Origin of the sequence: Paenibacillus sp. MABNR03 (assembly GCF_050455445.1) — a bacterium.
Taxonomy (GTDB): domain Bacteria; phylum Bacillota; class Bacilli; order Paenibacillales; family Paenibacillaceae; genus Paenibacillus; species Paenibacillus xylanilyticus.
The window spans coordinates 329,916-345,721 of the sequence record NZ_JBCIYR010000003.1; the positions used below are offsets into that span (position 1 = coordinate 329,916).

At 45.0% G+C, this 15,806-nt stretch carries 7 protein-coding genes and 1 pseudogene; 6 read left to right on the top strand and 2 right to left on the bottom strand.

Translation table 11 applies throughout. From position 1 onward, the window contains the following. Positions 1-15: 15 nt before the first annotated feature. A complete protein-coding gene (locus AAIH57_RS16705; RefSeq protein ID WP_175397406.1) occupies positions 16-684 on the bottom strand; it encodes an HAD family hydrolase in 669 nt (222 codons plus the stop codon). Between the two features lie 518 nt (positions 685-1,202). Between AAIH57_RS16705 and AAIH57_RS16710 the strand changes: the two genes are divergently transcribed. From AAIH57_RS16710 to AAIH57_RS16735, 6 genes are all read left to right on the top strand, one after another. Beyond that, a complete protein-coding gene (locus AAIH57_RS16710) occupies positions 1,203-2,135 on the top strand; it encodes an ADP-ribosylglycohydrolase family protein (protein ID WP_430022441.1) in 933 nt (310 codons plus the stop codon). Between the two features lie 66 nt (positions 2,136-2,201). Next, complete coding sequence (locus tag AAIH57_RS16715) at positions 2,202-3,437, top strand: MFS transporter (RefSeq protein ID WP_175397408.1); 1,236 nt, start codon at positions 2,202-2,204, stop codon at positions 3,435-3,437. A 343-nt stretch (positions 3,438-3,780) separates the two neighbouring features. Beyond that, positions 3,781-3,993, top strand: a complete 213-nt coding sequence (locus AAIH57_RS16720) for a hypothetical protein (RefSeq protein WP_175397409.1) — start codon at positions 3,781-3,783, stop codon at positions 3,991-3,993. Positions 3,994-4,112: 119 nt separating this feature from the next. Continuing rightward, positions 4,113-5,009 (top strand): RCC1 domain-containing protein, encoded by an 897-nt coding sequence (locus AAIH57_RS16725; protein ID WP_430022442.1) that lies wholly within the window; start codon positions 4,113-4,115, stop codon positions 5,007-5,009. 549 nt (positions 5,010-5,558) lie between these two features. After that, positions 5,559-8,858, top strand: coding sequence for a hypothetical protein (locus AAIH57_RS16730; RefSeq protein WP_430022443.1), 3,300 nt, complete (start codon positions 5,559-5,561; stop codon positions 8,856-8,858). A gap of 31 nt (positions 8,859-8,889) precedes the next feature. After that, positions 8,890-13,650 carry an RHS repeat-associated core domain-containing protein gene (locus AAIH57_RS16735; RefSeq protein WP_430022444.1) on the top strand — a complete coding sequence of 1,587 codons (4,761 nt, stop codon included), beginning with the start codon at positions 8,890-8,892 and terminating at the stop codon, positions 13,648-13,650. 384 nt (positions 13,651-14,034) lie between these two features. Here AAIH57_RS16735 and AAIH57_RS16740 read toward each other — a convergent pair. Next, positions 14,035-14,239, bottom strand: a pseudogene (locus tag AAIH57_RS16740) (integrase core domain-containing protein); the annotation flags it as partial. Positions 14,240-15,806 lie beyond the last annotated feature (1,567 nt).

The following is a 15,806-nucleotide window of genomic DNA, read 5'->3' on the forward strand; positions in this document are numbered from 1 at the left end:
AAATTCGTTTAGACCTTAGACGGTGGTGACGAGTGGTTTCGAAATCAAATCGTTAAATTCGAGGTCGGTCAGGCATGACAGCCGTTGGTGAGGCATATCGAAATCCAGTGTGCCGGTAATGGTATTCGAGATGACCACACAGTGAATACCAGCCGCAGCAGCTGCACGCGCGCCGTTAGGTGAATCCTCAATTGCTACGGCTTCGTCTGCAGTTACTCCAAGGGCTTCCAGTGCTTGATTGTATAATTCCGGGTCAGGCTTCACATTGGCCACATCGTCAGCTGTGCGAATCACTTCGAAGTAATCCTTCAGTTTCAGTTGTTCCAGATGTTGTTCGACCCAGTCCCGTTTGGAGCTTGAGGCAACGGCCAATTTTAAACCGGCTTGACGTGCCGCATCAAGGTAGTTCTTGATACCTGGTCTTACCTGCTCCTTGTTCATCAGTGCTGCATGCTGCAGCTGAACCGATTCCCTGAACGCTTCCCGATCGATCGGAAGATTCAAATCTGTGATGAGGTACTCATAGGGATTAAATGTTTTCAGACTGGTACCGATGCATTGCGAATACATCTCCAGGGTTAAGTCTACGCCGTGTTCCTTGTAGGCATCACGAAAAGCAACATACCATGCTGTCTCCGTATCAATAATCGTTCCGTCGAAATCAAAAACCAGTGCCTTAATCATAAATTTGTTCCTCCTGTTTCAGAATTTGTGTTGGGATAAAACTGAAAAATTCGCATATTCCCATTTGCTTCATTTGTATTGCGGCAGTTTAGTTTACACAAGTGCTCGATATAAATGATTTAATTGGAAAAAATATGCGTTGAAGCTAATAAAACCGTAACATAGGACAAACTTAAGGGTCAAGCGCGTCATGATTGTTTACATTGAAAATTTGCACCTGGATGATGTGTTTTCAGAAAACAGAGAACAGGGTAAACCGTTATGACTTATACATGTAAGCGGTGTACTGAAAAAACAGTTTTCCCCGTATCGAAAAAATAAACTTTTTTTTGCGATATAGGGAAACTCTGACCAATCAACAGTTTTCGACACTTTTATAATAGAAGAAAGGCAATCGAAAATTCGGAAGCGATGAAGAAATAAATTGCTCATGGTTTAAAATTCTTTACGACAGAACAGGCCATGTGGGAGAATGGAAGGAGTTTATTGAAAGTTTGGATGCAGAGGAGGGACCGAAGATGCTGCAAAAGGATCGCTTCGATGGATGTTTAATCGGGCTTGCGGCAGGAGATGCGCTGGGAACGACTGTGGAATTCAGCAGTCCGGGCACCTTCGAGCCTGTAACGGATATTGTGGGAGGCGGCGTGTTCGGCCTGGCTCCCGGACAGTGGACGGATGATACGTCAATGGCTCTATGTCTGGCCGAAAGTTTAGTTAGAAAAGATACCTTCGATCCAGCGGATCAGATGCGCAGGTACACGAACTGGTATCAGGTCGGCTATATGAGCAGTACCGGGACGTGCTTTGATATCGGCGGAGCCACGCGAAATGCACTGGAACGGTTCAGGGTGACCGAAGAGCCTTACAGCGGATCAACCGATCCGATGACGGCAGGCAACGGCTCAATCATGCGGCTTGCACCTGTCGCCATGGTTTATGCGAATCATCCGCAGGATGCAGTGCATCATGCAAAGCTGAGCTCCCGCACAACACATGCAGCGATGGAAAGTGTAGAGGCTTGCGAGGTGCTGGCGGCTATACTGGTTGCAGGACTGCGTGGAGCGGACAAGCATACCATGCTGCTGCCCGAGACATGTCGTCAGTGGAGGAATGAGCCTTCGTTTTCTCCAGCGATTGAAGAAGTCGTGCGGGGATCTTATCGGCATAAGGAACCGCCTGAAATTCAGGGAAGCGGTTATGTCGTCCGTTCTCTTGAAGCGGCATTATGGGCGTTCCATAAGTCTTCCACATTTGAAGAAGGTGCGCTGCTGGCCGTCAACCTCGGGGATGATGCAGATACAACTGGTGCCGTGTACGGGCAGATAGCAGGTGCTTTTTACGGACAGAGTGGTATTCCTGCTCATTGGCGCAAGAAGCTTGCGATGCTAGAAACGTTCGAGGCATTAAACGAGGCGATGTGGCTGAAGGCAGCAGCAGGAATGTCATCATAGAGAATGAAGTAAGCAAAAGGAATAACAAAAGAGACAGAAGATGGAGACAGGAGAAGAGAACATCATATGAACAACACAGAACGACGTGCTTCGAAATCGGGTAAAGGAGGGGCGTTTCCGTTATCTCTTCTGTGCCTGACAGTAGGAGCATTTGCCATTGGCATGACTGAATTTATCATTATGGGATTGCTGCCGAATGTGGCTGCTGATCTGCATGTGAGCATTCCGCAGGCAGGACAACTAATTACGGGCTATGCACTGGGTGTCGCTGTTGGCGCGCCCATTCTGACCGTGTTTACCCATAAAATACCGCAGAAAAAACTGCTGGTATTGCTGATGTGCATTTTTATCATAGGTAACGCATTGTCCGTCATTGCACCAACGTATGGTTTGCTGATTTCGGCACGCATTCTGACGGCATTTGCACATGGTACGTTTCTCGGTGTAGGGTCACTTATGGCCACTCGTCTTGTGGCACCCGAGAGAAGGGCAGGCGCGGTATCCGTTGTACTTGCAGGCCTTACGATTGCCAACATTATTGGGGTACCTTTTGGTACATTTATTGGTCAACAGCTCGGATGGAGATCTTCGTTTGGAGCGATTACCATTCTGGGCATCATCTCATTGATCGGCATCATCCGTTTTATTCCGGTTATTTCGCAAGGTGAGCCGGCGAACCTCGGACAGCAATTCCGTAATCTGGTTCGTCCACAAGTATTATTAATACTGCTCATTGGAGCCATGGGCTGTGGAAGCCTGTTCGCAGTTTTCACTTATATTACACCGATGCTGGTGGATATCAGCGGTTTTGCGGAGCAGAGTGTAACATGGATTCTGGTGCTGTTCGGCGTTGGTGTCACGCTGGGCAACATGCTGGGCGGCCGACTGGCCGATTGGAAGCTGATGCCTTCCCTGATGGTGAACTTCGCCGTACTGGCTGTGCTCCTGGCCTTACTCACCTTGACGCTGGAGAATCCTTATTTGGCAGTCATTACGATCTTTTGCTGGGGTGTCGCTGCGTTTGGCATCATGCCTGGTCTGCAGATTCGGATCATGAATATGACTCGCGAAGCACCGCTGCTCGCGACAACATCGAGCCACTCTGCATTTAATCTGGGGAATGCAGGCGGAGCCTATCTCGGCGGACTTGCCATTACCCATACGGGACTTATTTCAGTACCGCTGTACGCAGCAGCGATTGCTGCATTGGGCTTGCTCGGACTCTTTATAAGTCTGGCGATGGAACGCAAACAGCGTCTGCCAGAGATCCCGGACGTGGTGGAGACTGCGCCGCTCAGCTGAATATAAGTAGGTTGATGCAGCCTCCATTCCGCAAGAAGTTGTGGGGTGGAGGCTTTAGTTTTAATGTGGAGTTATAATAATTAGATTGATAAGGGTATCTAATAGTTTGGGAGTACAATGTATACATAAAGAAGGGAGTTTTCAAGTCGAGAAAGCGGATATCCCAAAAGAAACTACATATCCCTTCCACCAATCGTAGTGAAAGATTATACTGTGTATTTTAATGAAGAGATACTTGAACGAATGGCAAAAATTAGAGTACAGGCAACGATAAGTTATACGGATTGAAATAGGTAGCGTATATATTTGACTGTTTCCACTCGGTATGGAAAGGATAGTAATTGTGAGAAAAATAATTAATTTTATTCTTGTCTTGCTGATCATTTGGGTAGCGCTACTTTATCCTTTTCGTTTGGCTTGGTTTGAAGGTGTACTTCAAATTCCTGAAGATCTTCATGATGTTTTTTTACTTTTCTTGTTCTTTGGATATCTTATTTGTTCATCTGGTATGGGGCTGCTTCTTGGCAAGATGTGTTTTAAACGAAAAGAAGAATAGTTACAGGCAAGCAAGGACTAATATTAGTGTGTTCTGGAGTCATATGCGGCACTAGCGATCTAAACGACCACGATAAGGACTTAAAAGAACAGATCTTGTTTTCAGGGAGGAGGCAAAGCATGGATTATGGTTCACCGAAAGAAGCGATGTTAAAGGTGAGACGGTGGCCTAAAAATACAATAGCGGCCGGGCGTCGCCATACCGTTGGGCTTACATCTGACGGCGTAGTGATGGCTGTGGGTGATAATAAAATGGGCCAATGTGATGTAAACGGCTGGCAGGATATGATATCTGTTGCGGCTGGTAATGTTCATATGGCGACGAACACGGGTAATGCTCATACCATCGGACTTAAATCCGACGGCACGGTGGCGGCTATAGGTTGGAATAAGGACAACCAATGCGAGGTAAACGACTGGCGCGAAATTGTAGCGGTTGAGGCGGGTTGGCGTCGTACGATTGGTCTCCAATCAGATGGTACAGTGGTAGCAGTGGGCAGGAATAATGAAGATCAATGCAATGTTAGTGGCTGGAAAGATATTGTGGCAGTAACAGCAGGTGACTGGCATACGATCGGTCTTCAATTGGACGGCACGGTGGTGGCTGTGGGTAATAATCGGTATCGCCAACGCGAAGTAAGCGATTGGTGCAATATTGTAGCAGTCGCTGCGGGTTATCTCCATACCATCGGCCTTAAATCTGACGGTACGGTGATGTCTGTGGGTTTAAATAAACATAATCAATGCGAAGTAAGCGGTTGGGGTGGTATTGTGTCTATAGCCGCAGGTAGTAATCATACCATTGGCCTTAAATCGGATGGCACGGTGGAGGCTGTAGGCTGGAACAAGTATGGCCAGTGTAATGTAAGTGATTGGCGCGATATTGTGGCGATAGCGGCAGGTTGTGCCCATACCGTAGGTCTTCAATCAGACGGCACACTGGTTGCTGTGGGTGATAATGAATATGGACAATGCGATGTAACCAGCTGGCGCGGCATCCAACTGCCCGGAAATTAGTTTTCTAAAATGTACAGCACTTAGGTTATGGGAGCACAATAAATAGAGAAGAAAATCAACTAGAAACACCTTCTACTGACAAGGAAATAAATAATGAATTCTTCATATACTTTTTTCGTTCTTGTGATTTTTCTATTCTTCTTGCTAATCTAATACGTAATTTTTATACACAATGCAAAGTTGCTTAAATTTGTAGAGGAATGAGTTAGAAATTTAGAGCAATATCATAATTACTCATTAGAAGTCGCCATTATGGCGGCTCTTTTTGTTTCTATGGATGTAAAGTTCTGACCTGCGTCTAAAACTGAGAGCGAGGTAACTACAATCCTTTCTTACGATCAAATTTGTCTGAATTGTCCTTTTTTGAAAAAATGGGTATCATTTAATTCTTGTTATCTGAAATTTAAAAGGAAAATAGTCCCTAAAAGTAAGGACTATCCTACTATATCCTAAAATAAGGAAAATGCCGATAATCATTTATTAGACTCCATTTATATCACTCTTAAGGTATCAAATGGATAAAACCCTTAAAGGAGGAAGACAACTTTCATGAGTTTGAGAAAAAGTTTTATCGTTTTTCTGGTCGTTTGGTTCGTGATGGGAACTATGCTTCCGACAAGCGGATATGCGCTAGCGGATCAAGCGGATTCCATAATATCGACCGAAAGTAGCGCGGAGAATGTCGATGTTTTGATGGAGGATTTAGCTTTACCAGACGCTGAAAATCTGGATGTTTTTGATCCGGACATTCACGAAGAACCAGAGGGTGTGGATGAAGATATCGAAGATCTAGAAGATACACCAACGGTAACTGAAGATACGTATGGTGAGGGTTTCTTTACGACTCAAGCCATGGCATTAGCTGAAGAGCAAGTTATCGTGATGTCTCCTGGTGATTCCTATAGCTTCACGAATACTGGAACTCGCACTCGGTCCTTGAGCACAGATGCGGCCACATCGAGAAGCAGTTCTTATGACTATGTCGTATATAGAGCAGATGGAAGTATTTCAACAGATAACTTGAATTCGACGAGCAGCTTATCCGTAGGAGCAGGGTATACCGCTGTTGTGACTTCAAGTGGGAGCAATGCTTTTACAGCAACTATACCGGCTGATTTCACCTATAGTATATCCGCCAATCCTGCTTTAAACAAAGTGACTTTGTCTAAAGGCGAGAGCTATCGGTTCGTTAATGAAGGTACACAGTCGAGAGCCATAAGCGCGGACACGTCTACTGCTCAAGACCGAAGATATGACTATGCCATTTATCATGAAGATGGAAGTCTGGGTAGTTCAAATTTTGAATCAACCGGTAAACCTTACATAGGGGCAGGATACGAGCTCATCATTACAGGTGCCGGATCACAACCGGTTACCGTCGGACTCCCTTACGAAGTCTACAGTGGCGAGTGGAGCGATGAACCTGCGTATACCCGAGTGACGCTGAGTCAAGGCGAAAGTTACCAATTCACCAATATCAGCGAAAAATCCGATGCGCTCCAAAGCGATGGGTCCACCAAAGATAAGCATGACTACGTCGTTTATCTTCCGAATGGGACGGAAAGTTCCACCGGGACCAATACATCGACTAAGCCTACGGTAGCTGCGGGGAGAACCGCTGTAGTGACCTTGGTGACAGCAACACCCGTAACGTATGGTGTACCGTATCGGACATTTGATGTTCAAAAGGCTGGTGGCGATGCCATTACTCGAGTTACCGTATATCCCGGAGAATCCGTGATTTTTCGAAATAATGGTTCCTTAGCTAATCCGATTAAGAACAATGCGAGCAGTTCAAACGGAGCCCTTTTTGATTATGTTCTGTACACAGCAGAAGACGTCGTTCATTCGGACGGCTTCAACAAAAATACAAATCCGATCATTCGTTCTCAGGGTTATGCAGTTGTGACCGTAGTCGGACAGGTCCCCATTGAGTTTAGCTACACGGATGATTTCTCGGTCGAAGACAGCATGGAACCTGCGTACCATCGGGTAACACTGAACCAGGGAGAAAGCGTGACTTTCTGGAATAACACTACCGACCGGGAGTATCTCGACAGTGATGCGTCCACCAGCCAAGGGCGGATATTTGATTACGTAACCTATTATCCGGACGGCACAGAACGAAGTACAAGAAAAGCGACGGCGGTTGAACCTGTTGTTTTTTACGGGAACAAAGCTGTAGTTACGAATGTATCCGCTCAACCGGTAACCATTGGTGCCATTTACACCATTTTTGATGTGGAGGATCGACCGAATGAAGCGCTAAGCAAGATTACCGTGTCACCGGGCCAATCGGTCAAATTCCATAATGGGGGTTCACTTAGCAACCCGATCCGGAGTAACGCCAAGTCGGTAGGTTCTCTATATGATGTCGTGGTGTATAAAGCAGACGGCAGAGCACATAGTGACAAATTCAATAACAATGGTAGTCTCGCTACAATTCCAGCCGGTGGTGAAGCCATCGTTACAGTAGTGGGAAGTACACCTGTACTATTCGAATACACGGATGATTTCTCGGTAGTGGATAGCCAGGAACCGGCTTATCTACGTGTGACTTTGAATAAAGGGGAGAGTTACGCCTTCACCAATACGAGCTCGGATTCGGAAAGGCTCCGAAACGATGCTTCCAGCAGCGCAGGGCGAGTGTATGATTACACGATTTACAACGTAGATGGAACTCAGTCCAGTAGTAGAACAGCAACTGCGATTGAACCGACGATCTTGGGTGGCAAGAAAGTTGTCGTTACGAATGTCTCTAATCAATCCATAACATTTGGTGGAATTTACCGCGTTTTCCGCGGACAAGACGATGAAGTGCCTTCACCAGCATCGGAAATCACCATTAACCAAGGGCAGAGCGCAATCTTTACAAATCCGGGTTCGGAACCTGCTGAACTTCAACGGATCGCAGGAGAAACTTCCGTTGTGGATTATGTAGTCTACGATAAAACCAATACATCATTGTCTTTTGTGGAAGGTATGAGTCATGCAACATGGGAGATTCCAGCGGGTGCAACGCTTGTCGTCACCGTAGTATCTTCGGAGCCGGTAACAATTCAATATGCCGCTCCGGTGATGGCCAGTTCCAGTCAGGAGCCTGCACTGATCAAGCGGGATTTGGCGCCAAATAACGTGGTGTTGTTCTCGAACACATCATCCTATGCATCCGTGCTCCTTACATCTGTAGATGGAGGAGTGGCCTATGATTACGTTATTCGGGATCAGAACCAAGTGGTTATTAGGGAAGGTAAAAATGCGGCAGGAGGACAACTCGTACCTGGACATGCTGACATTCAGGTGCATAATGTGGGACCCCAGACGCTGCACTTTGCAGGTGCTTATCGCCAGTTTGCGGTCAAGGAAGTGAATGTGGAGTTCTTGACCTTGAATGAGGGTGTAGATACGGCGCTGCCAACCGTTCAGCAAGGTAATGTGTACTATCGTTTTACCCCATATGGTACTGGTAAGTATCGGATTGCAATTAAAGAGTCAGGAGACTTTTCGATCGAGCCTCTACTGGAATTATATGCAGATAAGGAACTGAGCAGTCCAATAGCAGCTTCAGTGGAACAAGAGCAGGTGTACGGTGAACAGTATACCGTGCTGGAGTGGGAGCTTCAGGGTGGACAGACCTACTATCTGAAGCTAAGCGAAAAGGATGGAAAACCAGTTCAAGGTGCCATCAAGGCAGCTCAAATGTACATTCGTAATGATAGCTCTTATGAATATGGCTATGGCAATCAATTGCTTAAAGTCGTGCTATTTACGGGAGATCAGATTGTATTTGAGTATGATCGCAATGGAAACCTGACGAAACGTACGAAAAAGATTTACCCCTTTAATTAATAATTGTCTAAATCTAGGTTGAGGTGATGGAGTGTTTAAGAAAATAACAATCATTTGGTTATGTACGGTATTGATACTTAGTGGACTTGGTTCTTTTGGTTATAGTGGACAAGCGGCGGCGGCAGAAGGAAAGGATTCCATTCCTTCTGTCACCTACATTACAATCCATAGTTTAAAAGAGCAATTTGGGATTGAAGAAGACTGGATTAAACAGAAGCTAGATCAAGGGTACTCACTATATCAACTGTACAAGGCTTTGCAAACAGATCGCACAGGCGGCGAGGCTGCAGAGAAATGGCTAGAAACGCAAGAGACAAGTGAACCGATTCAAATGGAGGGGCTAAGCCCTTCCGAGTCATTGCAAGAAAACACATTTTCAATTAACGCCATTGAAGAGGATGTTCCAGGTACCGGAACAACCGTGGATGAAACGGGGCTAAACCATGTCGATATCCGGGACGATGCATCCCTGTACATGACGTCTTATGGAGCGGAATCGATCTCTACTGCTACAGGGGAGATGATGGTTAGTAGCACAGACCTCTCTCTACCAGGACTGATTCCGTTTGATCTGACACGTGTCTATGACAGTGCTAGAGCAAGTGGACAGCTCGGCGTTCAATACGACGAAACGACACAAACATACTCCAATGTAGTCACGCCACGTAAGGAAGAACTCCATACGGGGTTGGGACAAGGCTGGCGCTGGGATATTCCCTACATGGAAACTCGCGGGGATGAACGGTTTATCCTTATTCCAGGTGTAGGTTATTATCGCCTAAACGCTAATCTTGAACTGGAAGGTTACGTATGGAATGATTTAACCGTGAAGCAAGATACGACTGTGACTGTGGATGGTCAGTCCAGCAGTTACCGTTTGTCGATCCGGAATGGCTACGATTATTTGTTTAACGGAACCGGAGAGTTACTGCAAATTACAGATGGTTACCGGAATACGGTGGATTTTCAATATACAACATTGGATGGAAACCAAGTCATCTCCCGGATTCAAAATAGCGAAGGTCAGGCACTGACTTTTGCTTATGACGACTTGAAGGTTACCGTACAGCTTGCCGGAACGGACCGGAAAGTAACGTATACACAGCGGGAAGATGAGGGCATTCGCATTTTGCGAGAGTTTACCGATGCACTGGATCGGACAACGACGTATACGTATTACTATCCGGAATCCAAATTCAATTTCCTGCCTGAGCTTGAAAGTAATCAGAATGCGCATGGTGTAATGCATACTGCTTTGTTGTCGCGTATTACAAGTCCTTCTTCTGCCATTACGGATTATGCATACATTCCAGCGATTAAGCAAATGGGAGAAGCTTCTTCCTATTTCGTCTTTAAAGTCAGAGAGCGCAAGAGCCATTTCAGTACGACCGATGGCGAAGGTACGTTGGACCAAATCAACTTTGAGTATTCTGGAGAAGATCTGGACTCTTATGGCCAACCAGCCACATGGACAACGAAAATTAAGGCTACACATACCGTGGATACGTGGACGTTCTCCAAAACATTTAGCGCCGCCAACGAACCTGATCTAGTTTATGCAGACCAGCATACACTAACTGGAGATGATGTAACCTATTCTACGGAGCTTCAGTACGATAGCCAAACCAAACGGAATCTCCCGACCCAAACGACAGAATGGGTAAGCAAAGGGGAAAGCTCGCGTGAGAAGCTGATCACGACCAACACATATGATGCCAATGGAATATTGACTTCGGAAAAACTAAGTACTGGACAAGAATCGACCTATGTATATGAAACGGGTAAACCCCCTTACAACTGGGTCAAGCCTGTACGTTCCACCACGAAGATTAACAGTATGTTGGAGAGATATACAGAAACAATGTACAACAATCAAGGCTCTATACTAAAATCCACAACTAAAAATGGATATGGCGGACAAGTCCTTTCTGATTCTGAACTAAAGCTTGATGATAAAGGGCGTGTTATCAGTAAAACTGATAAAGGCGGGTATCTGGCTAAAGACCGTGTAGAGATACTAGCTTACGATTCTAATTTAGGGAATTTAGTGAAAACTAAGTCATTGACAGTGCATGATTCCGCTGGAAAAGCTGCAGCCCTTGTAGAGTCTTATAGCTATACCCCAGCGGGAGACCTTGACACGATAACAAATGCTGCCGGAGAACAGGAAACGTATCAGTACGATAAATCTGGAAGGCTTCTTCAGATCACGTATGCTGATGGCACTCATTCAACCACGGTATACGAAGATACAAAAAACCTAATTCAAAGCACTTCGCCAGATGGTATCAAGACTACCGAGCGGTACAATCCCATGGGACTGCTTGTGGAAGAGCAAACGGGCGACGCCATATACAAGTATGCCTATGACTATGAAGGCAATATCACGGCTACTGAGGATGCCGAGGGGAATGTCACCAAATTCGTGAACAATGCGTTTGGACAGGTGATCGAGACACAGTATCCGGACGGGACAACCGAGTTGACAATGTTTGACCCAGCTGGGCAAACACTCACTCATGAGGACGCTGCTGGCAACCAGACTCGGGAAAAGCAAGACCTGCTGGGACGGACCATAATGACGGAGGAATATCGTGACGGTACATTCGTTGCTTTGCAACAATCCGAATATGACCTTGAAGGAAATGTGACCGCATCTATTGATGGTAACGGTCAACGGACCACTTACACCTATGATGCCCTGGGTCAAATCGCGACAGCAACAACACCAAAGCAAGAAACAAGTCGTTACTTTTACAGTTATACGGGTGAATTAAATCAAGTTGTATCACCAAATGGGCAAACCATTACTAAAGAATATGATGAACTAGGACGTCTGATTAAGCAGTCTCACCCTAGTCCTGCGGGATATACTACAACCTACTACTATGATAAAAAAAACAATCTGATTAAGAAGCAGGATAGACTAGGAAAAATAATAGAATATACGTATAACAGTGACGACATGCTTACGACCATGAAAGCATCGGACACATCAGTATCCTATACGTATGACGAAATCGGTCGGAGAACATCAATGGCCGATGATCATGGTAAGACGATATACAGTTATCGAACAACAGATGGTATGTTAAATGGACTAACATTTCCGGATGGAACACAAATCGATTACGAAAATAACAATCAGCAACGTTTAGGGTATATATTAACCGATACACAAGGTGAATCTTTACGTATTCAAGGTGAAGTGGATGCCATGAGCCGTGTCGCGTCCATTGATATTACGTCAGGTTCAGGAGCATCGACAACTTCCCCAGTAGATTTACTGACGTTTACTTACAGTGCGAACAGCATGCTGGAGAAGATGTCTTTTGGTAAAGGACTCAGTACAACCTATCAATATGATGGATATGACCTCTCTGGAGTTAACATAACTCAAGGAGGAACATCGGTACACCAATTCAAATATGAATATGATGCTAATAAAAACATCATTTCCCGTACACAGAATGAAAAAGCAGATCAATTCACATATGACGAATTAGATCGGATTCAAACGGAAACGGGAACACAGGAAGAAACCTACACCTATGATAGCAACGGTAATCGTTTTAGCACAAGTAGTGGTAAAGTATACGGATTAAAGGATGCAGATTACACTTATGATAGTCAAAATCGTCTCGTAAAAGCATCGGGTGAGACCAAATCCGTGACGTATAGCTATAACGGAGATGGTCTTCTATATGAACGAACCGAAGGCGATACCAAGACAAGGTACTATTATAATGAAGAAGCACAACTAATGGCCGAAGCGATCGTTTCTTCATCTGGCAAACTGGAGATGAAGTATGTCTACATCTATGATCTGAATGGTCAACTATGGGCCCGTCAGGATAAAGAAACAGGCCAGCTGCAATATTATCAATTGAACGGTCATGGTGATGTTGTTGGACTGGTGAGTTCAGAAGGTAAGACATTAAACAGCTACACTTATGATGTATGGGGTGGGCCTTTAATAACGGATGAAACAGTGCCGAATGTTCTGCGATACGCGGGTGAATACTGGGATGATACCGTAGGTCTTCAGTATTTGAGAGCACGTTGGTATGACCCTGGAATGGCTCGTTTTATAGGTGAGGATACGTATGAGGGAGAACTCAATGATCCGCTGAGTTTAAACTTATATACTTATGTTATAAATAATCCCTTAAAGTATGTGGATCCGAGTGGCCATAAAGAAGAAATGGGCGCTGGCGGAGGTGGTGGAGGCGGAGGTGGTATAACACCTTTAACCAGAGTTCCGACAGGACGTGGAGGTGGTACATCATCAAAACCATCGACATCTAGTAATAAGACCAATAATGCAAATAATAAAAAACCAACAACCAAAACCCCTCCTAGTAGTGCAAGCTCTGCGGATGCCTTGAGGGAAGAAACAAGAGGAATACGTACTAGCAATAATCAGACTTCTAAAATCCCTAAGCTAGTTTTCAAAAGAATTAACGTTCGTAATGGCAAAGCGGATGTAAAAGGTTCTGGTCTAAATTATGCGCTCGGTAAGCACGGAGGATCTGGCCCAGCTAATAAATCTCAATTTTCTATTTCTCGTGATCAAATAAAAAAATTACTACAAACGAAAAAGGTAGTAAACTCACCCGTAACGATTTCTCCAACATCTGGAGATTTTGTTCGTCAAGTTAATGTTGGATACCGAGTGGGAAACTTACCGGTTAACCGGGGTGGATCGTCTACAAATAAATTAACAGTTATTACCGACAAAAAAGGTAATCTTGTCAATACATTCCCAGGTGGGTTAGGATTCGGAGAGTGATCGTATTTTTAGAATTATATTGGAATCAATTGATGGTACACTTATAGATGAGGTTTCCGAGAAAAATAATGTGAATTATTTACAGAGAGAAGAACATGATTTTGAAATTTTAGGTGAACTTTCGGTATATAGTTACGACGTATTCTCATCCAAAGAAATGGACGAACTAGTACTAGAACTTCAAAGATTGAAAATGATGCTCCAAAATATTAACGAAATAAATCATGTTAATGAAATAATATTATTATCGAATAAATGTAAAATGACCCCTGGTAGCAGATTAATCTTCACCCCTTTTTAAGTTGTATCAAATATAAAACTTAAGTGTGGTCTCTAGGGACTGCACTCCTTTTGTGAGACAGATTCAAAACGCCTTGCAGCAATTTAAGCAACCAGTCTTCGGAAATCCATCGGAGACTGGTTATTTTGTTTCGTTTAAATTGGATCGAGTTATAGTGAGTGATGTAGTTTCGAACGTTCTGAAGGGCGATGGCCGTTGTTGTAGACATCAGATATTTGAAGGTAGAAGGTTTCAGGCTTTTAGTGTGGAATGAAACGACTCTATGGAGGCATTATCAGCTGGCGTTCCTTAACGGGACCAGGCCTCTGCTTCTGTTTGATCTGACACGTGTCTATGACAGTGATAGAGCAAGTGGACAGCTCGGCATTCAAGACGACGAAACGACACAAACGTACTTCAATGTAGTCACGCCACGTAAGGAAGAACTCAATACGGGTTGGGACAAGGCTGGCGCTGGGATATATCTTACATGGAAACTCGCGGGGATGAACGGTTTATCCTTATTCCAGGTGCAGACTATCACATACGATACAAACGGCATGGTGACATCTGAGAAACAAAGCACCGGACATGAATCAACTTATTCGTACGAAACAGGGAAGACACCTTACCATTGGACCAAACCGGTGCGGATCACCACTAAGGTGAACAGCACGTTGGAGCAGTACACGGAAATAACATATAACAATCAAGGGGACATGTTACGGACTACTACCAAAAATGGATATGGTGGACAATTGCTCTCAGATTCAGAAGTAAAGCTGGATGAAAAAGATCGAGTCATCGGTACAACTGACAAAGGCGGTACATTGGCCAAAGACCGTACAGCGACATTCAGCTACCAACCGAATGCAGGGTATTTGTTGGAATCGACATCGATGACCGTGCATGATGCTGCTGGTAAGGCAGAATCTCTTGTGGAGACGTACAGCTACACGTCTGCCAGTGAACTGGAGACAACGACGAATGCTGCCGGAGAACAGGAAACGAATCAATACGACAAGTCAGGGCGTCTGGTTCGAATAACGTATGCCGATGGTACACAATCGACGATTGCATATGATGACACCAATAACATCATGACAAGCACTTCGCCAGACGGCATGGTGACTTCCGAGCGTTACAATCCATTAGGTTTGCTCGTGGAAGAGCAAACGGCGGACGCAACATACAAATATGCCTATGATAGCGAAGGAAACGTGACGAGGTATGTGGTCGATGCGTTTGGGCAAATGACAGAGACCCAATATCCGGATGGAACCAGAAACACAACAACAATTGATCCTGTTGGACAAACCGTAACGGTTCAGGATGCTTCCGGGTACCAGACTCGTGAGAAAATGGATTTGCTGGGACGCACGACAGCAGTAGAAGAATATCGGGACGGTACATTTGCTCCGTTGCAACAAAGAGAATATGACTTGATTGGCAACGTGACTGCATCCATTGATGGTAATGGGGAGCGGACGACATATACGTACGATGCGCTCGGACAAATGGCAACAGCAACCACGCCCAAGGAAGAAACCAGCCGATATTTTTACAGCTACCAGGGCCAGGTGACTCAAGTTGTTTCTGCCAACGGCCAAACGGTGACCAAACAATATGATGAATTGGGTCGGATCATCAAGCAGACCCCACCGAAGCTGGATGGTTCTGCGACTACCTTCTACTATGATAAAAAGAGTAATTTGATCAAAAAGCAGGATCGGCTCGGAAAGATCACCGAGTATACGTATAACAGCGACAACATGCTTACAGGGTTCAAAGGACCGGATACCTCTGTATCGTATACGTACGACGAGATGGGTCGTAGAACTTCGATGACGGACGATCACGGCAAAACGACCTATTC

Bases quoted from the DNA above. Each gene is read 5' to 3' on its own strand.
- AAIH57_RS16730 (WP_430022443.1), top strand. From the start codon at position 5,559: ATGAGTTTGAGAAAAAGTTTTATCGTTTTTCTGGTCGTTTGGTTCGTG.
- AAIH57_RS16725 (WP_430022442.1), top strand. From the start codon at position 4,113: ATGGATTATGGTTCACCGAAAGAAGCGATGTTAAAGGTGAGACGGTGG.
- AAIH57_RS16710 (WP_430022441.1), top strand. From the start codon at position 1,203: ATGCTGCAAAAGGATCGCTTCGATGGATGTTTAATCGGGCTTGCGGCA.
- AAIH57_RS16715 (WP_175397408.1), top strand. From the start codon at position 2,202: ATGAACAACACAGAACGACGTGCTTCGAAATCGGGTAAAGGAGGGGCG.
- AAIH57_RS16705 (WP_175397406.1), bottom strand. From the start codon at position 684: ATGATTAAGGCACTGGTTTTTGATTTCGACGGAACGATTATTGATACG.